Raw genomic sequence first — 23,827 nt, forward strand, 5'->3', positions numbered from 1 at the left:
ATTGTTATCAGGGGCTTTTTGATCGACGCTATCTTATCCTGAACAGTGTTTACATATTGAGGAGAGTTAAAGCGTAAGCTTCGTTTAGCGTTTCACGCAGGTGAAAATGGCATTGCCAGAGGTTTCTGGTAGCGGCAGAATTTTATCGTAATCGTGCTCAAAGACATGCACATCAAAATACGGTTCCAGCAGCGCTTTAAGTTCGTCAAAACTAACTGCAACCATAGGGTGCTCATCTTCCCAGTACTGAGTTTGTTCTGCCGTGTTTTTTTCAATACTCAGTTTGAGGGTCTGCCTGTCACCTTCACCGCTGTAATACCATCCGGATTTGAAAACAAATTGGCTATTGTCTAAATCGCTGGCATGGCGCATGAAAGAATTATTGTTGATTTTTGTTTTTTCCACTGTATTGAAGCAGAAGACACCGCCTTCTTTCAACGCTGCATGTACACTTGAGATGCAACGTTTTAAGTTTTCGATATTGCCGCAGTAGTGGATGGAATACAGAAAACAGGTAATGAGATCAAGAGGTTGGTCAACTTTGAAATCGCACATGTTCTGCAGGTCAAAACTTGCTTCCGGGCAGCGAATCTTCGCGAGCTCTAACATCGGTTGGTTGAGGTCAAGCCCATTGCTTTGAAAACCACTGTCGATGAAATGACGGATGTGCGGGCCTGTGCCACAAGCAAGATCAAGGTGGCGAGTACCATTATTTCCGAATAACTGATGAAGTCGTCGTACGTAATCGCTTTGTGCTTTGTAGTTGATGTCTATGCACATTAGGTCATAGTAGCCAGACAAATCGGTATACAACGCGTTAGAAGAAATAGTAGCCAAGTGTTGGTGCCTGTAATCATTGGGGACGCGCATACTACACTGGAAATTTTGAATCACAAAGCATATTAAATGCGTCATAAGGCTATTTATTGTTCAGTTGGTTGATTGTGTTTTTTTAAGTCCTGTGATGATATTTAAGTTTATGATTTTAAATGATTATGTTTGTGATTGTTAGGCTGATATAAGAATGTGGATTTTTTTAGTCGGCGTAAATGGCAAGATAAAAGAATATCGTTATAACAGGCATTTGGGGTCACCAGAATCGCTGTCAAGCCTGTTGTATTGCTTATAAAAATACGCGTTCAATCGCAAAGTTATTATCTAATCTATTCTTATTTCGGCTAACGCAAAGTGAGCAATGTTTTTATTTGCTCGGTTCGGTTATTAATTGCTCGGTTCCCTTACAGCGTTGTCCGAGGAGATAGAATGAAGAAGCTAATCATGGGGGCGGTAATCAGCACCATACTGAGTACGCCGGCGTTGGCTGATAACCATGTTATTGGCGGGTATTTTGCCGATTGGCAATATGATAATGCCAATAACCCCTACACAGTAAAAGATATTCCAGCTGATAAACTCACTCATGTGATTTATGCGTTTCTGAGTATGTGCGGCCCGCATACGGGGGCTTCTGAAAAAGTACAGGCGCAAGTTGCCGCCGCCTGTAAGGGAAAGGCACCGTTTACTGCTATTGTTGTGGATCAAGAAGCTGCTTTTGATGTGGACTTTGGCAAGGTGTCGGTGGATGTGCCATACAAAGGGCACTTTGCTCAGTTGGCCGAGCTGAAAAAGCATCATCCTACTTTGACCATTTTACCTTCATTCGGCGGTTGGACAATGTCAGAGCCATTTCATGCTATGGCCAAAGATGATGCAGCCATCAAACATTTTGCCAGTAGTGCTGTTGAGCTGATCGCCAAGTATGATTTCTTTGATGGTATTGATCTCGATTGGGAATATCCCGGAGGCGGTGGCTTGACGACATCACCTTGGAGCCCTGAAACGAAGCTGAGTGATGCAGAAAAAGCGCTTGAGCGTGAAGCATTCACTAAATTGGTGAAAGCATTACGGGGTGAATTGGACGTGTTGGCCAAGAAAACTGGCCGTGAGTACGAGTTGTCATCGGCAGTGGGAGTTGGGCCTAAAGCCGCGCAGATAGACTGGCCAGCCGTTGCACCGCTGATGAACAATATGTTTGCCATGACCTATGACTTCCTTGGTGGGTGGGGAAAGCAAACTGGTCACCTAACCAATTTGCATGCCACTGATCGTAGCGTATGGGGTATGGGAGCCGACGTCTTTATTAATCAGATGATTGATCATGGGATCCCCAAAGACAAACTGGTGCTTGGTGCGGCCTACTATGGGCGGGGTTGGGAAGGCACTGAGTTTGCCGGCGGATTGCCAACCAGCACGCTGATATCAGAAAAGGGCGCAAGTTTTGGTACGGATGATAAAGAGCCGGGATATTTCATGTATTGGGATATCAAGAATAATTATACCGCCAAGCAGGGGTATCAATACGGTTATGATGAGGCGTCCCACGCACCATATCTATGGCACGCCAAGAAGAAGGTCTTTATTACTTACGAAGATAGTCGTTCGGTAAAAGCCAAGGCTGAATGGGCTAAAGCGCAAGGACTAGCTGGTGTATTTACATGGGAACTCTCGGGCGACCCTAACGCTGAACTAACCGGTGTTATGCACCAAGTTTTGGGTAATAAAACAGCCTCGAAATAATATTTATCTTAAATAGAAAAAGCCCGACAAAATATCTAGTCGGGCTTTTTTTTGGGGTGTTGATAAATGCGAGATTATCGATGATGGAATATTCTAACAATCGCTGTGAATAAAATATAAATCATATTGTCAATTCGTATAACCAGTATGATTATTAGTGGAGTCTGCATTCTGGAAATCCATGTTAAGTAATTTAATTAGAATATTGATTTCTTATTTTTCATTCGAGAATATTGGAACGAACAGCACACTTTTATGCACTGCTTTTGCTGTTGTTATTAACTTGTACGTCACTTGCATAATTAAATTTCATTAATATTCAGTACTGTGATCAATATGGCGGCTGTTCAAAAAACAACCATGATAGCATCATTGCCAGTGGAATTTTATTATCGATAGATTCAATTATTATCACACTTTTGAAAGGGGAAAATATGTTGAAATTAAATCGTCTTTTTTGTGGGATGGCATTAGTTGGGGCAATGACATTTTCGGCTAGTGTTTTCGCAGCAACGGCACCTATTAGTGATTTTAAAGTAGTCGGTTATTTCCCGTCATGGCAAGGGAGCACGGATGTTGTCCAATACGATAAACTTACCCATATAAACTATTCATTCTTATTGCCGAATGCAGACGGTACGCTTAAACCGCTTGAAGGTGCTCATACGCTAAGAAATCTGGTGCAAAAAGCCCAGTCGTATAATGTGAAAGTCGGGATCGCGATCGGTGGTTGGAATGGCGGTAATGATAGCGCATTTGAAACCTTAGCTGGTAATCCAGTGACACGGACAGCGTTTGTCAGCAATGTAATGGCTTTTGTTAACCAGTACGGTCTTGATGGGGTTGATATGGACTGGGAGTATCCCGATCCTGGAGCATCGGCAGATAACTACGCATTATTAATGGATGAATTGAGTAAGGCATTACGGGCTGAAGGGAAGTTTTTGACCGCAGCAGTCGTCGCATTAGGGCATACCGGAGAGGGGATTAAACCTGAAGTTTTTGATGATATCGACTTCCTTAACTTGATGGCTTACGACAAAAATAACGGTGATCATTCTAGTTATCAGTACGCTCTAGACTCGATTAAATACTGGCAGGGTCGAGGGTTGAGTAAAGAGAAAACAGTGCTTGGTACACCTTTTTATTCTCGTCCGGGCTGGAAAAAATATAAAGATATTGTCGCTATCGATCCAACTCAGGCATGTAAAGATGAGCTAACCAAAGATGCCAATGGTAATGTAATTATCACAAATTATTATAATGGCATTCCAACAATAGCCAAGAAAACGCAATTGGCGTTGGATACCGCTGGCGGGATTATGAACTGGGAGCTTACTCAAGATTCGGCGGGTGAATTTTCTTTGCTGAAAGCGATGGATGACACAATCAAAGGTAATCCGATCATCGTTTGTGATGGTAATACGCCGCCAGTGGATCCGGATAAACCTGTACCAGATAGCAGCTGGAATGCGGACAAAGTGTATGTGGGTGGTGAAATTGTTATCTATGAAGGAAAGAAATATAAAGCTAAGTGGTGGACTCGCGGTGAAAAACCGGGTAATCCGTATGGTCCGTGGCAATTAATTTCTGACGAGGGTGGGATACCTGATGAGTGGGTGGCGACAGCGACCTATACCGCAGGTATGCAGGTAGTTTATCAGCAGGTGATCTATGAGGCTAAGTACTGGACACGAGGCGATATTCCCGGCATGGCAGATGTCTGGCTAGAAGTAGGGCCCGTGGCACCACCGATTCAGGAGCAGGTGCTATTCGATGATTTTAGCTATCAATCTAATCTTGATCCCGCTCTAGCAGATTCAGTTTGGACATTGCGTTCTTGGGGAGGTGGTCCCGGTGTGCCTGGGGCGAGTTGGAATAAAGACAATATCAATTTTGTTGTCGACCCGCTAGATGCAAGTAACCGCCTGATGACGATGCATTCATCGACGGCAGGCAAGCCGGAAAATACTGTACAGACAGAGATTTTCACCACGGAGCGTCGCTTCCTTGAAGGGACTTATGCCGCACGAGTCAAGTTTTCAGATATACCGTTAGGAACAGCTCCTGATGGTGATCAGGTTGTACAAACCTTCTTCACGATTACGCCTTTGGTTGTTGATAACGATCCAAATTATAGTGAAATTGATTTTGAATACCTGTCTAACGGCGGATGGGGTGTGCCACGCCATGTAATGTATGCCACAACGTGGGAGACGGTTCAGGTCGATCCTTGGTTGGCAGATAACTTACATACGTATGATCAATCCAGTTATGCAGGATGGCATGATTTGGTATTTCAGGTAGCAGACGGTGAAGTGAAGTACTTTATTGACGGTAAGCTGTTTGCTAACCACGGTGGTCATGTTTATCCTGAAACATTGATGTCTATCCATTTCAATCAATGGTTTATCAATGCTAATTCGGTGACGTCTACGGAAACGCGTACTTATGAGCAGCAGGTGGACTGGGTCTTCCACCAAAAAGGAGCGGTTCTAAGTCCGCAAGAGGTAAAAGCCAAGGTTGAGAAATACCGGGCTGAAAATCTCGCCTATAAAGACTCGATTAAGTAATTAGCGATTGGGAGCAATCGTGGCTAGATGGAAAGGAGGTGTCATTTACACCTCCTTTAATTATCGCGGAAATGTAACGAAGGAAAAGTTGGTGAGAAACATTATCTTTATATGTAGTCGAAACCAGTGGAGAAGCCCAACAGGAGAAAGTGTATGGAGAAACCATACGGACTTGAATGTAAGATCTGCGGGAACTAGCCCTAAAGCGAAACGGACCGTAAATCATAAAGATATCATATGGGCTGATGTAATTTTTGTGATGGAAGAAAATCACAAAAATAGGCTGAAAGCGCAATTTGGCAAATTATTGGAATATAAAGATATTCAAGTGTTGGATATTCCCGATGAGTATAAGTATATGGATGATGAGTTGGTAAAAATCATGCAGCACTCTGTTAGTGATTATTTAAAGTTATAACAAAAAACTATCGTAAGGATAAGTTCTGCCCTTGATAGATTATGAATATAATTATTGAATTTTAGTGTCTTTGGAAGGGTAATCTACTTTAATGTTTTATAAGTTAATATAAGTGTTAGTATTGCTATCACTTTAATGTTATGCACTATGTTTTGTAGGATGTATGTCAAAACGATGGAGTAAGCTCCAGAAGGAGCTCTATGGAATACGCACAAGCGATATTAATATGCAAATTCATTGCAGTATATATAGAATGAAATCATCACGGGGGACAACGGATATCCCGCGTTACTGGATTACTGTCAATAAGCAGGTGGTATGGGATTACCCAAAAGATTTTATCCATAATACAGAATCTCAAAGGTCAGATCTTAAGTACTATCCTTATGTGACAGATATATCGGAGATTTCATCGTTGATTCGTGAGTATATTGATACGCCTAAAGATGAGCTTTTATCCAAGGATTTTAACAATGATCATTGGGGGTTGACGTATATACTTAAAGCTATTGACCGGCGCATTGGTAAAAGGCGTTTAAAGGATATATCTTTAGCGGCCGGTTCTGAAGCGGTTGATTTAATAGTGAAGCAGAGAATGGGTATTAAAGATCAAAAATGCCACTCAATTGCTTGAGTGGCATAGGTAATAAATAGATACGAGGATGGGTGATACTGTACGTATCAGGCCATCAGATTAACGGAACTTGTAGTCAACCCAACCGCTTGAGAAGGTCCACTGCTTGCCGTTTGACCAGTATACTTCAGGCTGCTGAGTACACTGGTTACCGCTGTTGACAAAACCCACACCGTAGAAGCCGGTTTTGTTGATTGCGCATAGTTCCTGACTATCTAATGTCGTCACACGCTCACCTTTTTGCTCTGGAGAGTACAGAGATAGCCATTCAAACTCGCCCACTGGTGAGGCAAACGCCACTTTCTCACCGTTTGGCTGGCGGTAGCTGATCTCATCACCACCGGTACAACGGTATTGCTGATCATCCAACTGCTCTACGTAGCCGTGAAGTTGGGTGGTGCCTGTTTCCGTGGTGTAGTCGAAGCGACACAGGTACGGGTCATCACCGTGAATCGGCATTTTCGCCAACATCATACGTTCCTGATTGTTCAGGCTCTCCGGCGCAAAACGATCTTCATGCTGGAACCAACCCTGAGGCAGGTCAGAGAAGGTCATGAAGTACTCGTCCAGCAGGTACATATGACTGTCGCTACGGTGCTTACGCTTACCTAGGCTGATGTCAGCATACTGGTAGGCGTCGTTTTCTTCTTTGTAGAAGCCATTGAGGTTGTCATCCATATACGGCAGATCGCCTTTACGGATGTGGTAGTTTGCCATCATGGTCATCAGAGGTTGCCAACCGTTGCCGCCATTGGCGAAACTAGTGCCGTGACCGTATGACTTACCATCAAAACCGTGGCCGAATTCGTGTGCGATAATGCCCCACTGACCGTAGTAGTGGCTGTAGAACAACCATGTGTCTACACCGGTAATGCCGCCAGAACCCAGACCGCCACCCATTGCTGTAATGCCCACATTAACGAAAGGACGCTTCAGCATACTGTGGTAGTAGTGGTTGTAATCTTCCGCCGTGAAGTAACCGCCAGGCTCGTGCACTTGGCCCGCGTATGAGTGCATGTTGTAGCCAATGATATCTTCAAAGTTAAACCACACGTGCTTAAATTCATCAGACGATACCATGTAGGCGAAGTTGGTCATGATGATCAACCATTCACGCGCATACAGGCCATTCATGTCACGCCATTTGTGGTCAGCCGTGCCCGCAAAGCGGATTTCCCACGTTGGTTTCAGGCGAGACAGCGTTTGTGCAAAGGCATCACTTTCCGAGCTGAAGCGATGTTCAAACAGGTCTTTCACTTCCAAGTCTGCGGCGAAAAGATCAGACAGATCGAACACACCGTCGTTATTGGCACTGTTGAACTGGAAATCCGAGCTGAATGCAGACAGTGGCAGGGTGATCTGTGCGTACGCTGGAATGCGATCCAGTGTGCCCAGTTTGAACCACTTGTTAATGCCGTTTAGTTTTAGCTCTGGCGTGATATCGCGCAGTTCTTTTGCCGCGTAGTTGGTGATCTGTACCGTTTCATTGTTCAACAGTTTCGTTTGAACTAATGAGTTGATGTTAACGGAGCGCAACTCGCGGTCCATTAATACGTGATGTGGTTCATCGTTGCCCAGAATCTGCGTCACAGACGTTGGCATTAGCTGGTCAAACGCAATGGTCTGTTGTGCAACAGAGGTATCTGCCACAAACGTGATTTCGTTATTCAGTAGGTAGTTAATCGCAATGCGCTCACTGTTTGCCGTGATCAGCTCATTGTTGGCAAAGTGCAGATCTTTCAGTGCAGAAACAGGTTGGCCATTGATAGCACGCACGGTGCGTAGTGGTTCACCGAATACAAAACCATTGGCAGCAAACGCAGCGGCATCATGCCATTCAATGCGATCTTTAAAGCTGACAACTAGCGTATTGTTGTCCAGATCCACTTTTTGCAGGTTCAGTGACACCACTTTCTCTGCGGCTAAATCCGCGCCATCAGCGAGGGCTTGGTCGACCTTCGTCATGTCGTAAACGAAGTAGCCGCGATCCGCCGTGGCCACGATCAGGTGATCGCCAATGGTGTGCATTTGTACTTTACGGTGGGTGTATTTCCCTTCATAGGCAAGGAAACCTGCACGTTTCGCAAAGTCAGGGTTTTCTGGCGTCAGATTTTGCTGACGGTACACAGAAATACGCGATTGTGCATCGGTCACAAACACGAAGTCATCGGTCGCTGCAGACGATTGAGCGTGAACCAGGCCGTTTGCGCCGCCCCATGAACCGGTGCCAGAACCCAGAGACACAACCAAGCTGTTGTTATTGTCTAGGTCAAAGATATCAACACGGTTAGAAGACAGCGAAGACACGTATAGCAGGTTATTGTGGATAGCCAACTCGTTAATACGGTTGTACGCCTGGAAGCCACGATCACTATCAATGCCTTCGATTCGGCCGATCACGCTTTGTGTCGTCATATCGAAAATGGTGATGAACGCAGGATTCGTATCTTGGGTGATGAACAGTTTGTCTTGGTAACGTTCAATGGCCGTGATTGCCAGTGAATCGATACCCAGTTGCTCAGCGGTGATGAACGTGCCATTGCTGAAGTATTGCTGCGTGGTTTCAAAGTCATTCACGCTACATGATGCGGTTTCTAGCAATACATGGGTCGGGCCGTTGGCATCGACGGTACCTTTCGGGTAGTACTCCATCAAACAACCATTGCCGTAATCGTAGTTACCAAACACCTTGTTCACGGCAACCATGCCGCCGTGGTACCAAGTCAGTTCCCAATCGGTATCGATAAAATCGAATACGTTGCGGAAGGCGGTTTCATTGTTAAAGGGTTTTGGAATATCGAATGAAATGTAGTTATCGTCAGTCAGGGCGTATTTCACGCCATTGACTTCGATTTTGCGTGTACCGTTTTCAACGATGACGTTATTGTCATCCGATGCGTAACGGCGTAAATCTTCAATCTTGTTGACGATATTCTGATGGACTTCTTCAGAGGTCGCTTTGAAATATTGTTGTTCCGCATCGTTGTTTGACGCGTACGCGTTGACAGATAGCAGAGACGCTATCACCGCAGGCAATAATTTAATTTTCATAGAGATTTAAATAGTTATGTAAATAGTGACTGAGATTTTAATTAAATAAATATAATTTATTTTTTCGTTAATGATTGATGGCGTTCCTGTTTTCTTTTTTTATGGTAGTTGAGTTGAAAATTGTGAGCAAATAATTGTCTGTGATATGTAGCCCAAAAAACACGGTCAAGTATGAATATTTCTTATCGAGTCGATTTGTTATTTTTGTCGTGGTTTTGGTTGAATGAGATTCGTCAATTATTTGTCATTTTTAGTGTGCGATTTATTGGTAATTATCTTTAGCTAAGCTAACTAAAAATAATGAATTAATGGTGGGTTGAATTTCCCGTATATTTCTCGGCTTCTTGCTGAGAGACTTAGAGCATCGTCAAAGCGATAAACAGTTTGAGGCACTTTTGGTAGATGATAACTTTTGAAGGAGGGGGGAATAAGGAATATTGTAGTAGGTGGGTAAAGCGGACTTTGAGTGCAAGACAAGACAGGGTACTGACGACAAAGCCCGACTTTTCAAAAAAATATGTGTTTTGTTACATTTTCATGGATAGCTGTTTTGCTATCGCATTTTGAAAAATTCTGTACGGAAGCGGTTTTCAGAAATACCTGAAGTCCCCAATCCTGCTTTTAGCATGTTGCCGAATTGCTGTGGACCACAGAAACAGATGTCAAAGTTTTTGCATTCAACGGTATTCATAACACGATCACTGTCTAGACACTCGCCATTTTTAGTGTTTACGAGATGCAATTTGATAAAATCCAAACGCTTGATTATGGCTAGAATTTCCTTATGGAAAAATGCTTCTTGTTCAGAGCTAACGCAGTAGAACAGATGGACTTCTTTTAATTTGTCAGATGTGGTTTCAGCCTTATCGGCTAACCAATACAGGCGTGAGATAAATGGTACGATACCAATACCAGCACCCACCCATACTTGTGTTTCACAATTAGGGATTTGAAATGCACCATAGCCACCTTCAACAGTCACTTTTTGGCCCGCTTTAAGGTTGTTCACTAGCTCGTGCGTGTAGTCACCTAGATCTTTTACACCAAATTCAATTAACTGTTTTTCAGTATTGAAGTTTAAAATTGAAAATGGATGAGGTGATTCCCCGTCATGGAAGTCCAAGTAGGCAAATTGTCCTTCCTTATAGTTGATAGTCGAGTCGAGGCTAATTGAAAAACGTACCACCGTATTTGGATCCGTGCCGACGGAATATGTTTTAACGTCTTTAACAGTGCCATTTGCTTTATTGTTCCTGCCAATTTTGCCTGACAGCGATAGCCACGAACACCATATACCAGCGGCTGAGATACTGGCTATGGCGATGTTCATCGGTATAGCGCTGATATTCCAATCAAGAAGGAATACGGTATGAAAAATACCGGCCAACATCAAAATGGCACCGAGCTTATGGGTGAATTTGAATTTTTTATAGCTGATTGCCTGAACAAGACTGATGATGACAAAGATCAGAAATAGCTTGAATGAGATATCGCCGACTTGTTCCGCAATAAGGTGCCAATTGATACCGTCGATTTCAGGCCGTGGCCCTCGATTCGGTTTGGAGAGAATGCCCGTTTCAACCAGCCACGGGCCACTTTTCACGATAAGCCAATGACAAAATAGGCTAATAGCCGCGCCTGTGCCCAAATTTTTATGCAGTTGGTAACTCTTGTCTAGACCTTTCGTGAGCTTCTCCACCCAACGAAAACGCATGGCAAGCAAGATGGTAAGGCTCATATAGCCAAGGCCAAGTAGGCCCGAATACATGGTTAATTGATGACGCCAAGGAAAAAAGCCGTCTAGCTTATCCCAGTTCATCAGTATGTTTGGTAGCCAGAGCAGTGTGAGTATGGCTGTAAATTTAAACATAGTGAGTTGCTCGCCAGTTGTCGTGGAGTAGATGATGAATAGGGTAAGAATGAACAGCGGTGTTATAAAGCAGATTTGCATTCCCTTAATTAGATTTACATATCCTGACATTTTGACGGAGAGTGATTAGGATACGAAGCGCTTTTATGTAGGGTGAATATCGTATATATTTCACTTAAAATTCAATGAGGTAAACATCATGGCTGACGTGATAGATTATAAAAGAAAAGTCTTTGTTAATTTGAAAGACTCTATTATGTATACTCTTTTTGCTATAATTTCCGGTTTGGTTTTTTTCATCCCGGAAATGTTGGTGGATGTGCCATTTCTATCTTATTTGGCTGGGAAATACTCAGAGATGACTCTTGGAAGTTTCGTTGAAGTCATATTTTTCATTGGGTTTGTCGCATTGGCTATTACACACGCGTTGATGATACGTACCAACTACCGACTATATAAAATTGAACAAGAGATGAATACTTCTCTATAGTCATTTAATATCGCTATATCATCATTGTTTATGTCAACGATAAGAAGATAATGGGAAAATTTAATCGCTTTGGATTGTTGCTGGCGCTTGTTGGCTTGATTGGCTTTATCGCTTTGCTTGCTGGGGGGACGCAGTTTCCTGTCGTACGTTGGCCCATTGAAGCGTTGTCCGGATTGGCTTTTAGTTTTGCGTGGGGGTTAGGTGTCCCTGTATGGCTTGCATACACCATGGCTTTGGTTTGTTTTGCTGCGGTGGCCATGGTCTGTTATTGGATTGGCAAAAAGCTGTCAGTTATGTTTCGGCGTTAGGCTCGACGAGGCTTCATTACGCAATAAACGGGTAGCCCTTGGGCTGCCCGTTTTCAATAGTGGAGATGAGTAAAGCTTAGTTGCGACGCTTGATTTTACGCGGCACGACATCTACGCCAGCTCGGTAGCGTCCTGCAATAGCATTCAATGTTAGTTCAAGGGCGTTATCAGCAATGAGTTCAAATTGCTGTGGTAAAGACTGTATTTTAATTGGTAGAAAATCCAGTAGCCTATTATCACCAAATGTCGCCAGTTTGGTTTTCTGCATGATCTCTGGATTGGCAAGCAAGCAATCTAGTACCCCTTCAAATAGGGTGTAAGATGTTGCCAAAATAGCATCTGGCATACACCCGTCATCAATCCACTGCTGAACCTGTAGTCGTCCTTGGCGTTGGCTGAAGTGGGTGCCGTTGGCAATCAGTGCTGAGATATCGGGTTTTCCATGATGGCAGTGAGCCCGGATAGCCGACAGGAACCCTTGTTCACGCTCTTTTGATACCCCTAGTTCAGGGACTGCACCCACCAGGCCAATTGATGCCACATTTTGCTGAAGCAGGCTGGCTGTTAGTTCGTAGGCACCCTCGAGATCTTCGCTAATTACAGACGCAAATATTTCGTCATCCAATGCTCGGTCAATAGCAATAACCGGTACGCCGTTAGCTTGAATACGTTTATAAAAATCGTTGTCGGCCGGCAAGGCACTGGCAACAATCAGAGCATCAATTCGGCGGCTGAGGAGGGTCTCGGCAACTTTCATTTCAGCGGTGGGATCGTCATCAGAGCAGGAAATGATCAGCTGGTAGCCTGCTTGGCGTACATTGCTTTCCAGTAGCTTGGCCAGTTTGGCATAACTGCTGTTTTCCAGATCCGGAATAATCAACCCGAATGAGCGGCTGCTGCCAGCCCGCAGCGACGTTGCTGCGTGATCAGGGCGGAAGTTGTGCTCGTTAACCACCGCCATGACTTTTTGTTGGGTCTTTTCGCTGATCCGATATTTTGTGGCTTTGCCATTTATGACATAGCTGGCCGTTGTTCGCGATACACCGGCCAACTTGGCGATTTCGTCTAGCTTCATGGTATGAATGTCGTTGCCTGTATCGGACACATTCTACTGATAATGCCGCAAGGCGCAAAGTAGAGGAAGCCCTGTAAAGAGTGGATGCCTGAAATATGACTCAGGCGAATATTTTGTGCGGCGGATCATAGATTACGACATGACTCACTCGACACGATTGCAATATTAGCTGAAACCATTCAGCATGTCAGCTGAAAGGTTTCAGCAGAATGGCAAGGCAATATGTATTGTGCTGAAATTTTTATTTTCCCTCTTTGCTGAATCGATTCAGTTATGTGGGAGGGAGTGAACACTAGACTTATATGGGTAGAAGAAGGCATCGCCTTCACCAGGCATATCAACTGGAGTTAACACATGCTGTCATTATCAAGCAACGATATTCAGCTCAAGCAGTCAGCGGTTAATAAGCAAGAGGCAATTAAGGCTATTGCAGCCGGTTTAGAGCAGCAAGGGCTGGTTGAGGCCGGATATGTCAACGGAATGTTGGCGCGGGAAGAGCAGAATTCCACTTTCTTGGGGCATGGTATAGCGATTCCCCACGGTACGACAGATACACGTGATCTCGTGAAGCAAACAGGGGTGAGAATTCATCACTTTCCGCAGGGCGTGCAGTGGGATAACGATAAAACTGTCTACCTTGCGATCGGTATTGCCGCAAAGTCTGATGAGCATTTGGGGATATTGAAACAGTTGACCAAAGTGCTTTCCGCTGAAGGCGTGGAAGAAAAGCTCAAGCAGGGTGAGAGCGCTGAGCAGCTCATCGCCATTTTAAGCGGCGATGTCCAGCTTGAAGTGGACTTTGATGAGACTTGCATACTTCAGTCGTTTCCTGCCACTGATTTGATCCAGCTTACAGCCGTAGCTGCAGGGTTGGTGAAAAACCGCCACAGTGCGGGTAATGATACGGTCGCCGATGCCATTGCTGCTGGCGCCACGTATTTGGGGCAGGGCTTATGGTTGGCCAAAAGTGCCAAAGGGGTATCCCGCACGACAATGTCATTTGTGACACCTGCCGAGGTGTTTGAAGAGGCGGAACAGTCGTTAAAAGGTTTGCTGTTTGTCGCGGTTTGTAATGGCGTACATCTGAATAACCTGAACTATCTTGCTCAGTTGCTTTACAAGCAGGAAGCCGAAAAGCTGTTTAGCGCATCGCCGGAGAAAGTCGTCTCTTTGCTAACAGAAGAAGTGCTTGATGGTACAACCCAGAGTTTCAAAATTCGGAATCCGCATGGGTTGCATGCCCGTCCCGGGGCGATGTTGGTGAGTGTGGCCAAGAAGTTCGATGCCAATATTCAGGTTTGTAACCTAAATGGTGACGGCAAAGCGGTGAATGCCAAGAGCTTGATGAAAGTGATCGCACTAGGGGTGAAGCAAGGCCATGAGCTTCAGTTTACGGCAGTCGGTGATGATGCCGATGCTGCATTGGTTGCTATTGGCCAGGCAATTGCTGACGGTCTAGGTGAAGGAAAATAAAGCATGACAAACGTAATTACATCACCGCTGAAAGTGGTAACTGTGACCCTTAACCCTGCACTGGATTTGACCGGAAGCCTAGAGGCATTGAACGTTGGAACGGTGAACTTGATTGACAGGGGCAGTTTGCATCCTGCGGGTAAAGGGGTGAATGTGGCAAAGGTACTGGTTGAGTTAGGGGCTGATGTCACGGTGACGGGCTTACTCGGTGCCGATAACCAAGAACCTTTCTGCCAACTATTTGAACAGCTTGGTGCGCATGACGCATTTGTCCGAGTCCCAGGCGCTAGCCGAATCAATGTGAAGTTGGTTGAAGGCTGTGGGCGTGTCAGTGATATTAACTTCCCGGGTGTCGCTGTGAGCAGTGCTGACATTGCCGCGTTTGAAAAACAGCTATTTGCTTTGGCTGAATCTCATGACGTGTTTGTGATTGCCGGAAGTTTGCCGCAGGGTATCTCGCCAGAGCTGTGTGCCGAATGGGTTGGGACATTGCAAGAGCAAGGTAAGAAAGTTTTCTTTGACAGTAGCAAGGCTGCATTGGCCGCAGGACTTGAAGCCGCACCATGGTTGGTAAAGCCGAATGATGAAGAGTTGGCTGACTGGGTTGGCCATAAGCTGGATAGCCACGAGGATATAATGGCAGTGGCTGAGCAGTTAGTAGGCAAGGGGATTGCGAACGTCGTGGTGTCGTTAGGGGCTGATGGAGTGATGTGGCTTAACGATGAGGGCTGGCTACGTTCACAGCCGCCAAAAATGGAGGTCGTCAGTACAGTGGGAGCCGGTGATACCTTGGTGGCAGGGCTGTGTTGGGGGCAACTGAATAACTGGAGTAAGCAAGGGACGTTGAGTTTTGCGACAGCGTTATCTGCTTTGGCGGTTAGCCAAGTTGGGGTAGGCGTCGAAGATATTCGTCAGGTGCTGAAGATACAAGAAAGTGTCCAGCTAAATAGCGTGAAGAGCTGAGGGTATTGAAATGAAAATTGCAGTTATCACCGCGTGCCCAAGTGGCATTGCCAATAGCATTATCGCGGCGGGATTAATCGAAAAAGCAGCGGCGGCTTTGAGCTGGACGGCTGAGATTGAGTGCCAGTCGTCAGTTGTGCCGGTTAAGCCACTGTCGACGTCTGCGATTGAAGACGCTGATTGCATTGTTATCGCAGCAAACACCCCGGTTGATACCACGCGGTTTGTTGGCAAGCGTGTTTATCAATCTGACATTGGCTCACTGCTGTCAGATCCTAACCAGTATCTTGAGCACGCCGTTGCCGAGGCGACGGAGCTTAAGCAGCCAACAGTGGCCATTGCTACTGAAAATTCTTCTGGTATTCAGAAAATTGTGGCTATTACGGCTTGTCCAACGGGGGTTGCTCATACTTTCATGGCAGCCGAAGCGCTGGAAGAAGAAGCCAAGCGTCAGGGACACCAGATCAAAGTGGAGACCCGTGGTTCGGTGGGTGCCAAGAATCAGTTGAGTGCAGAAGAAATTGCCGCTGCTGATTTAGTGATTATCGCAGCCGACATCGAAGTGGATCTATCCCGCTTCAATGGTAAGAAACTTTACAAAACCAGCACAGGGTTGGCACTGAAGAAAACGGCTGACGAAATAGAGAAAGCTTTTGCAACGGCACCTGTTTACCAACATCAAGCAGGTAACACTGCTAGTGAAGGGGAGCCAAAGAAAGAGAAAACGGGCGCGTATAAACACTTGATGACCGGTGTTTCCCATATGCTTCCATTGGTTGTTGCCGGCGGTTTGTCAATTGCATTGTCTTTCGTGTTCGGTATCGAGGCCTTTAAGGAAGAAGGTACGCTGGCTGCTGCATTGATGACCATTGGCGGCGGTTCGGCCTTTGCCCTGATGATCCCTGTTCTGGCTGGTTTTATTGCATTTTCAATTGCGGATCGCCCGGGGTTGGCGCCAGGCTTGATTGGCGGCATGCTGGCGAGTTCGACAGGGGCTGGTTTCTTAGGCGGTATCGTGGCTGGCTTCCTTGCGGGTTACAGTGCCAAGTGGATTGCCAATAATGTGTCGCTTCCACAATCAATGGAAGCGCTAAAGCCGATTTTGATTATTCCATTGGCGGCGAGCTTGATTACGGGTCTTATCATGATTTATATCGTGGGTGGTCCGGTATCTTCGGCGATGACGGCGCTAACGACATTCTTGAATAATATGGGATCGGCCAATGCTGTACTACTGGGTATTATTCTTGGTTGTATGATGTGTTTCGATCTGGGTGGTCCGGTAAACAAAGCCGCTTATACGTTTGGCGTTGGCCTGCTTGCTTCTCAAACCTACGCACCAATGGCTGCGGTTATGGCGGCAGGTATGGTGCCGGCGCTGGGTATGGGATTGGCTACATTCCTTGCCAAACGCAAGTTTAACGCAAGCGAAGGTGAAGCGGGTAAGGCATCGTTTGTGTTGGGTTTGTGCTTTATCTCTGAAGGCGCGATTCCGTTTGCAGCCCGTGATCCAATGCGAGTGATCCCATGTTGTATGGCTGGTGGTGCACTAACTGGGGCATTGTCAATGTTGTTTGGGGCGAAACTGATGGCACCACACGGCGGTTTGTTTGTGCTACTTATTCCAAATGCGATCACGCCAGTGATGCTGTATCTGGTTGCGATTGCAGCCGGTACATTGGTGACGGGGATTTCATACGCAGTATTGAAAAAATCAGACCAAGAGCAATTGGCCACCGCATAATCATTTTGTCGAAATGAGATGAAATAAAAGAAGCCCCAGCATTATTTTGCTGGGGCTTATGCCACCGCTGCCTACAGAATTTTGATGTATGCCCCTAGTCATAGAATGACTAGCAGAGTAACTTCCCCCTAGTGCACAAAGTGCAAAGCACGTACTCCGATTGTGACTTACTGTTATTATATGTAGGCGTTCCATGCGTTAAATAAAGCGCTATTTTTATTATCATTCCCAAGTTGGTTTATATTATAGTTATTTATATTATTTTTCTTCTGCTGCTAACAACAGATCTTCCCCATCAATAATTAGTAGATACGATTTCCCTATATCTAAATCACAAATATCGACTGAGTTTGCAGAGAGATATAATTCTCCCGAACAGTTTTCAATCGTCATATGTGGTGAAAATTTACCTGCTTTAACCTCCATTGTTGATATGGCTGATGAGATGATTTGCACCCATGTATCGCTAATTGTAAAAATGCGAATTCTATATTTATCCTCAATAGGGGAGGGCTGCTCAGTGTTGGTTGATAAGGTAATATTATTCCCGTCATCCCAAGCGATAGCCCATAATTTTTCTTTATCATTGAGGATAATATCGTCTGATTCAGCCTGTGTGGTTTGGCTATTGGTATCGCTAATACCGACATTGATCTCCATCGGAGAAGGCGATGTCCAACTGATGCCATGATAGCTTGTATCATCTGATAATGTTGTAGCAACTTTGTTGCCGTTATCAAATAATTCGATATTATCGTTGTTTTCTTTTATATAGAAATCGATTGATTGATCTGTGATATTAATAAGATCAATTCCTATTTTTCTTACACTAATTTCATCCATTGTACTAATGTCAGGTCTTGGTGTGTTATCAGAGTCACTTCCGCAACCTATTAACATTACAGATGCAATTAAACTTAGCGCTGGCCTAATCATCTTAGGAACCTCGTTATTATTATCTCAAGCTCAAATTAAGCATATTTCAATAATGGAAACTTTTTTAGCTAATAACAGGGAGAAAAATATGGAATTAATAAGTGACTGAAAGGATGTGATTTTTTTGCTCTCAGTATTGAGATTATGTCTAAGGTTGAGGGAGTGAATAGGGAAAAATGTACCTGTTGACGAGAGACAGTATCTCGTGTTTGTCTCGCCACAATGTTGGGCTTGTCTATGACCTATAGAAAAAACTACCGCCGTGAGTGCGGCGGTAATAGCAAGGAAACGCAGGTGTTTTAACATCGACTACTCTAAGGCAGTTTTGATGGAGTGTAGGGCTTATCGCATTTTTCGGTGTTTCGATAATCTCTTATCGTTTATCCCGTTACTGATAAGTCTAGATCCCAAACGCTTAATATCCTAGTAAAATTAATTACTTATAAATGTGATCTGTCTCCAATAGGATATGTGAGGTAGTTCAAGCCTTTCATGAGTACTACATGCAAAATGCGTGTCCTCGCCGTGACTTATTTTTTTGATAAAACGATAGTTATTGGAGGGAATAGAAAAAGGCCACGTTATGGTGGCCTTGGGTATGAGTATTTACTCGTTAATCACTTTGAGAATAAGTCCTTCTTTTCCTGCAAGGGTAATGGTGAATTCACCGTTTTTGGCAATCCATTCGTCGTGAGTGAGTAAATCGATCAGGACAGCGTCCTTCATGCCGAGTTGCCATACGGGGATAGTGACTTCGCGGGCATGGGGATGGTTGTTGAGCAGGCAGATCACCTGATCGTCACCAAGGTGTCGGGCAAAGGCAAGCTGTTGGTGGTTGGCGTATAGCCATTGCATGCTACCCGCCTGCAAAGCGGGTTCGTTCCGACGAATGGTGATGAGTTGCTGGATATAATCGAAGAGTGGATGTTTCGATTTATTACCTTCGATGCGCTCCCAAGGGAAGCAACGGCGGTTGTCAGGATCTTGTCCGCCTTCAAGTCCGACTTCGGTGCCGTAGTAAACACATGGCGTACCGACATAAGTAAATAGCATTTGCAGGGCAAGCCGCATGGTGTCATTGTCACCTTCGAGCATGGTCAGAAAACGCATGGTGTCATGGCTGTCGAGCTGGTTTAGCTGAGACAACTGATTGAGCCACGGTATCTTGCTGCGTGCTTCATTGAGCCACTGAACGAGATCGGCTGCATCAATTTGGCAACTGTGATAGGCGATATCTTTATTGGCGAAGAAGGCGCGGATCGGATGTGCAAAACCATAGTAGTTCATGGCTCCGTCTTCCTGATCGCCTTGTAGCCATTGGGTTGCCTCGAAAAAGTGTTCGCCTAATACAAAGCAGTCGGGGTTTGTCTGTTTCGCTGCGTTACGGAATGCCTTCACATAATGGGCATTGTTAGTGGCGCCAGCACCTTCGCCCAGCATATGGATAACATCAAATCGCCATCCGTCAATATTGTAAGGTGGGCGTAGCCAGTATTTTATGACCGCCTCATCGCCCGCATAAATATAGTCTTGCACTTCAGGATTTGAAAAATTGAGCTTGGGTAGCGTTGCAATGCCATTCCAGCCTACGTAGTCGTTGCTGTTGTCTGAAAACTGGTAGTAATTGCGGTAGACAGAGTGCGGGTTGCCATAGGCGCCAGCAACGTCTGTTTGCTTGCCATACATATCGAACCAAGGGTGGTTAACCGAGGTGTGGTTGTAAACGGCATCCAGCATGATTTTCATACCACGCTGGTGGATATCCTCAACCATTGTTGCAAACTGAGCATTGGTACCCAAGTGCGGGTCGATTTGGCGGTAGTCAGTGGTGTCGTATTTATGATTGCTTGGTGCAGTGAATATAGGGTTAAGGTAGAGCGCAGTGACTCCAAGATTTTGAAGATAATCCAATTTATCGTGGATACCTTGTAGATCGCCGCCGAAGAATTCATTGGGACCGTTTTGGCCATGTGGTGAAACATCGTCTCCCCACTGCTTGGCAATGGTCGGGCGGGTGTCGCCTCGAAGGCAGTACTCGTCGCTGGTTACGCTGATGCTGGGGTCGCCATTATTGAAGCGGTCGGGGAAAATTTGATAGAACACCTGCTGCTTTATCCAAGCGGGTGGTTGGTCGTGGCGGTTGAATTTGAAGTGCGCCTCGCGGCCCGGAATGCGAGGGCTGATCCCTTGACTATGCAACCACCATTGGCGTTGTGACAGCATGACTTTAAAGCAGTAATGGGTGATTGGCTGGTCTTGGTTCAAGGGAAGTTGACCATGCCAATATTGTAGTCGTCCGAGCTTGTTACCGCGTTCCATTTCAATGAGCTTTTCTTCATTATCGGGTTCACAGCGAATAAAAAGCGCAGCGATGGAGCTATCGGTATCGCTGACCATTGTTAAATTAAGCGAATGCTCGCAGACATCAACCCAGAATGGATCCTGACCATGATAAAGATAAGGCACATTCATCATTGTTTTAATCGTCCCTTAGTTGGATATGAGGTGAATGCCTACCTTACTGTGTTTGCGTTGTTAGAAAATCCTCCCACTTCAAACTTTAATGGCGTAGTAGGGGGCGTAGATGTGCGATGAGTCGAGAAAGCGATGGACAAACGTGATAACACCTTATTCATGAACGCTAATGGAATGAAATATAAAGAAAAGATTCATGAGTTTGAATGATGTCATTATGGTGTAAAATGATTAAAAAGCCAGTCTTGTTTAAATTGAACACCGACTATTAGGTTGATAGGCAATTTCTTTTTGGCGCAGAGGCATGCTGTCAACCAGTTCGGTAATGTAAGGCCAATTGGTCTGCTCGCCCCAACGGTGTTTCTCCAGCCCATCTTTACCGATTAAAATGGCAGTGTGGCTATCACCATTAATATCGTATTTGGCACTGAGGATGGCAATGTCTTCGGCACTAAACAAGTTGGCAGGCTTGTTATAGCCATCTTGAGTGATAACAACAATTTGAATATCCCGCTCTTGCAGTAAGCAGTTGTTCATCAGGGTTTCTTTGACAAAGGTTTTTACATGGTGATCGTTCTCTGGAGCAAAGAACAGAATGCTGCGGTGATTCCAATGAATAGAATCAAGTGGGTAGGCAGCTGCTAAATTGCTGTTTACTGTGAGAAAGAGACTGAAACATAACATAATAGCTTTTAGCATAGGTTTATCTCCCTACCAAAATTGCCGAATATGAGGCAACCGGTGATAGGTAAGTTGCGTTATTAATTAACGACTATCCTGTCTAAAAGGATCATGTACGCGCTGTCTTTTATGGTTGTGCTGTTATTTGGGTATAAGTATAGCTCTAGCTTCCACATTCGGAAGCTAGGCGATTGATGTGCCGAAGCCTGTGCTCAGGAGACGGTGTATTTAGACAGATGGGCGGCAACATAGTCTATAAAGACTCTCAGCCTGGCTGGCATGAATTTGGTTTGAGCAAATTGCAGGGCAATGTCACCTTGATAGTTCCCTTTTATGGTCCAGTCGTCGAGAACAGGGAGAACATCACCGCTAGCCAGTGCTTTTTTGATTACAAAATCGGGGAAGATCCCGATCCCTAGTCCGTCCATAACACCACGCAGCCGCATTTGCGAATGGTTAACGGCATACCGGCCATGAACGGGGACAGTGTGTATCTCATCGTCTTTGACGAATTCCCAGATATGATCGGTGGTTGTTTCACCAAGATACAGGCAATCGTGCTGATACAGGTCGGTCGGCTGCTTAGGCATCCCGCGTTGGGCTATGTAATCGGGGCTGGCGCATAGGCTCAGGCTGACTTTGCCCAAGTGTTTTAGTACCAGTCCTTCGGTTGGCTTTTCGGTGAGCCTGAATACCACATCAATTCCTTCGGAAATCAAATCGATATCACCGTCCCTTGCTTTTAGCTTGAGTTGAATATCAGGGTATTGGGTCAAGAAGGGCAGCACCATTGGTTGTAGAACAATGCTCAGAAAAGCCTTTGGGGCAGCAATGGTCAGTGAGCCAGACGGCGTTACATGCTCAGAACTGGTGAACTCGACAATTTGCCTGGTTGCTTCATGCAGAGCCGCACACTGGTTGTAAATTCCCTTGCCCGATTCAGTGATCACCAACTTGCGCGTAGTACGCTCCAAAAGCTTGGCTGACAGCGTTTGTTCTAGCCGTGATAGCTGTTTGCTCAGGGCTGAAGGCGTTACTCCTAGTTTTTTGGCTGCAGCGGTAAAACTGCCTTCGTCGACAACTATTTTGAAAACCGCCAGCTCCGGCATCAGGGCAATGAGTCTATTTGTGTCCATAATTCACGAGTCCTTTTCCGGGAGAGGGGATAATAGTCTGAAAGCGCATGGAATAGAATGGTGAAACTACCTGTAAAAGTCACAATTTACAGTTATATCACCTAATCTATAAATAGAAATATTGCGAAATAATTAGCATTGCTGGTTATTTACACTGTTCGTCGTTTCGGCCAGCAGTGGAAAAGATAATATTGTGAGGAACATCATGTCTGCTGCATTCTACGATCAGATCAATCAGCAATTAGAAGAAGTAAAAGCTGAAGGTCTATACAAATCAGAACGTATCATTACTTCAGCGCAGAAAGCTGCGGTATCGATTAATACTGGCGAAGAAGTGCTGAACTTCTGTGCCAATAACTACCTAGGCCTTGCCAACCACCCTGCGCTTATCGAAGCTGCGAAAGAGGGGATGGATACCCACGGTTTCGGTATGGCATCTGTACGCTTCATTTGCGGTACTCAGGATTCACACAAAGAACTTGAGCGCAAGCTATCTAATTTCCTTGGTATGGAAGACACGATTCTGTATACCTCGTGCTTCGATGCCAACGCTGGCCTGTTTGAAACATTGCTAGGTGCAGAAGACGCGATCATTTCCGATGCGCTGAACCATGCCTCTATTATCGATGGCGTACGCCTGTGTAAGGCGATGCGTTTCCGCTATTCCAACAACAACATGGAAGAGCTCGAGCAGCAACTGATTGCGGCTAACGAAGCTGGCGCGCGTCATAAACTGATTGTGACAGACGGTGTGTTCTCAATGGATGGCGTAGTTGCCAACCTGCCAGCGATTTGCGATTTGGCCGACAAATACGATGCGCTGGTTATGGTTGATGACTCTCACGCTGTGGGCTTCATGGGCGCGAACGGTCGCGGTACGCATGAATATCACAACGTGATTGACCGTATCGATATCATTACCGGTACATTGGGCAAAGCAATGGGCGGCGCTTCAGGCGGTTACACTGCAGGTAAGAAAGAGGTGATTGACTGGCTGCGTCAGCGTTCACGTCCATACTTGTTCTCTAACTCTGTGGCTCCTGCGATTGTTTCTGCATCACTACGCGTCCTTGATCTGCTTGAAGAAAGCGGTGCGCTACGCGATCAATTGTGGGATAACGCTGCACATTTTCGTACACGTATGGAAGACGCGGGCTTCACAATGGGTGGTGCTGATCACGCGATCATTCCAATTATGTTGGGTGATGCGAAAGTTGCCGCAGAATTTGCCGAGCGCTCACTGGCGAAAGGCATTTACGTAGTTGGCTTCTCGTTCCCGGTTGTGCCAAAAGGCCAAGCGCGTATTCGTACCCAGATGTCAGCGGCCCACAGCCGTGAGCAGTTGGACAAAGCGATCGATGCGTTCATCGAAGTTGGCAAGGACATGGGCATTATCTAAGTATCTGAATATGGCTAACGCTAC

Annotated in this window: 18 protein-coding genes; 10 read left to right on the forward strand and 8 right to left on the reverse strand. The window is 45.4% G+C overall.

Features of this window, described 5'->3' with window-relative positions:
• Positions 1-84: 84 nt before the first annotated feature.
• Complete coding sequence (locus ACSF8X_RS08965; protein ID WP_500849701.1) at positions 85-870, reverse strand: class I SAM-dependent DNA methyltransferase; 786 nt, start codon at positions 868-870, stop codon at positions 85-87.
• Positions 871-1,263: 393 nt separating this feature from the next.
• On the opposite strand from ACSF8X_RS08965, the gene ACSF8X_RS08970 reads away from it, so the two are divergent.
• The 4 genes from ACSF8X_RS08970 (at position 1,264) to ACSF8X_RS08985 (ending at position 6,202) form a co-directional block, all read left to right on the forward strand.
• Positions 1,264-2,577 carry a glycoside hydrolase family 18 protein gene (locus ACSF8X_RS08970; RefSeq protein WP_500849702.1) on the forward strand — a complete coding sequence of 438 codons (1,314 nt, stop codon included), beginning with the start codon at positions 1,264-1,266 and terminating at the stop codon, positions 2,575-2,577.
• Between the two features lie 434 nt (positions 2,578-3,011).
• On the forward strand, positions 3,012-5,150 hold the full coding sequence (locus ACSF8X_RS08975; protein WP_500849703.1) for a glycosyl hydrolase family 18 protein: 2,139 nt from the start codon (positions 3,012-3,014) through the stop codon (positions 5,148-5,150).
• A 19-nt stretch (positions 5,151-5,169) separates the two neighbouring features.
• Positions 5,170-5,568, forward strand: coding sequence for a low molecular weight protein tyrosine phosphatase family protein (locus tag ACSF8X_RS08980; protein WP_500849704.1), 399 nt, complete (start codon positions 5,170-5,172; stop codon positions 5,566-5,568).
• 163 nt (positions 5,569-5,731) lie between these two features.
• Positions 5,732-6,202, forward strand: coding sequence for an SF0329 family protein (locus tag ACSF8X_RS08985; protein WP_500849705.1), 471 nt, complete (start codon positions 5,732-5,734; stop codon positions 6,200-6,202).
• A 60-nt stretch (positions 6,203-6,262) separates the two neighbouring features.
• Here the strand turns inward: ACSF8X_RS08985 and ACSF8X_RS08990 are convergent, their stop codons facing one another.
• Positions 6,263-9,253, reverse strand: coding sequence for an LVIVD repeat-containing protein (locus ACSF8X_RS08990; protein WP_500849706.1), 2,991 nt, complete (start codon positions 9,251-9,253; stop codon positions 6,263-6,265).
• 553 nt (positions 9,254-9,806) lie between these two features.
• Entirely contained in the window at positions 9,807-11,123 is a 1,317-nt protein-coding gene (locus tag ACSF8X_RS08995) for a ferredoxin reductase family protein (RefSeq protein WP_500849707.1), read from the reverse strand.
• A 199-nt stretch (positions 11,124-11,322) separates the two neighbouring features.
• Here ACSF8X_RS08995 and ACSF8X_RS09000 point away from each other — a divergent pair, with 199 nt between their 5' ends.
• Positions 11,323-11,613 carry a hypothetical protein gene (locus tag ACSF8X_RS09000; RefSeq protein WP_500849708.1) on the forward strand — a complete coding sequence of 97 codons (291 nt, stop codon included), beginning with the start codon at positions 11,323-11,325 and terminating at the stop codon, positions 11,611-11,613.
• Positions 11,614-11,663: 50 nt separating this feature from the next.
• Complete coding sequence (locus ACSF8X_RS09005) at positions 11,664-11,921, forward strand: hypothetical protein (RefSeq protein WP_500849709.1); 258 nt, start codon at positions 11,664-11,666, stop codon at positions 11,919-11,921.
• 76 nt (positions 11,922-11,997) lie between these two features.
• On the opposite strand, the gene cra is transcribed toward ACSF8X_RS09005, so the two are convergent.
• Positions 11,998-12,996 (reverse strand): catabolite repressor/activator, encoded by a 999-nt coding sequence (cra, locus tag ACSF8X_RS09010; RefSeq protein WP_500851167.1) that lies wholly within the window; start codon positions 12,994-12,996, stop codon positions 11,998-12,000.
• Positions 12,997-13,350: 354 nt separating this feature from the next.
• Here cra and fruB point away from each other — a divergent pair, with 354 nt between their 5' ends.
• The 3 genes from fruB to fruA are packed head-to-tail and all read left to right on the forward strand — an operon-like array spanning position 13,351 to position 17,176.
• The gene (fruB, locus tag ACSF8X_RS09015) at positions 13,351-14,469 is read left to right on the forward strand and encodes a fused PTS fructose transporter subunit IIA/HPr protein (protein WP_500849710.1); all 1,119 of its coding nucleotides are present in this window, start codon (positions 13,351-13,353) and stop codon (positions 14,467-14,469) included.
• Between the two features lie 3 nt (positions 14,470-14,472).
• Positions 14,473-15,432, forward strand: a complete 960-nt coding sequence (pfkB, locus tag ACSF8X_RS09020; RefSeq protein ID WP_500849711.1) for a 1-phosphofructokinase — start codon at positions 14,473-14,475, stop codon at positions 15,430-15,432.
• A 10-nt stretch (positions 15,433-15,442) separates the two neighbouring features.
• Positions 15,443-17,176, forward strand: a complete 1,734-nt coding sequence (gene fruA, locus ACSF8X_RS09025; protein ID WP_500849712.1) for a PTS fructose transporter subunit IIBC — start codon at positions 15,443-15,445, stop codon at positions 17,174-17,176.
• 258 nt (positions 17,177-17,434) lie between these two features.
• Here fruA and ACSF8X_RS09030 read toward each other — a convergent pair whose 3' ends face one another.
• From ACSF8X_RS09030 to ACSF8X_RS09045, 4 genes are all read right to left on the reverse strand, one after another.
• Positions 17,435-18,112: a hypothetical protein gene (locus tag ACSF8X_RS09030; RefSeq protein ID WP_500849713.1), complete on the reverse strand. Its 678-nt coding sequence runs from the start codon at positions 18,110-18,112 to the stop codon at positions 17,435-17,437.
• A gap of 606 nt (positions 18,113-18,718) precedes the next feature.
• Complete coding sequence (gene malZ, locus ACSF8X_RS09035; protein WP_500851168.1) at positions 18,719-20,584, reverse strand: maltodextrin glucosidase; 1,866 nt, start codon at positions 20,582-20,584, stop codon at positions 18,719-18,721.
• Positions 20,585-20,836: 252 nt separating this feature from the next.
• A complete protein-coding gene (locus ACSF8X_RS09040; RefSeq protein ID WP_500849714.1) occupies positions 20,837-21,286 on the reverse strand; it encodes a DUF4174 domain-containing protein in 450 nt (149 codons plus the stop codon).
• 194 nt (positions 21,287-21,480) lie between these two features.
• A complete protein-coding gene (locus ACSF8X_RS09045; protein WP_500849715.1) occupies positions 21,481-22,404 on the reverse strand; it encodes a LysR family transcriptional regulator in 924 nt (307 codons plus the stop codon).
• Positions 22,405-22,609: 205 nt separating this feature from the next.
• Between ACSF8X_RS09045 and ACSF8X_RS09050 the strand changes: the two genes are divergently transcribed.
• Entirely contained in the window at positions 22,610-23,803 is a 1,194-nt protein-coding gene (locus ACSF8X_RS09050; protein ID WP_500849716.1) for a glycine C-acetyltransferase, read from the forward strand.
• Positions 23,804-23,827 lie beyond the last annotated feature (24 nt).

The organism is Photobacterium panuliri, from assembly GCF_059920555.1.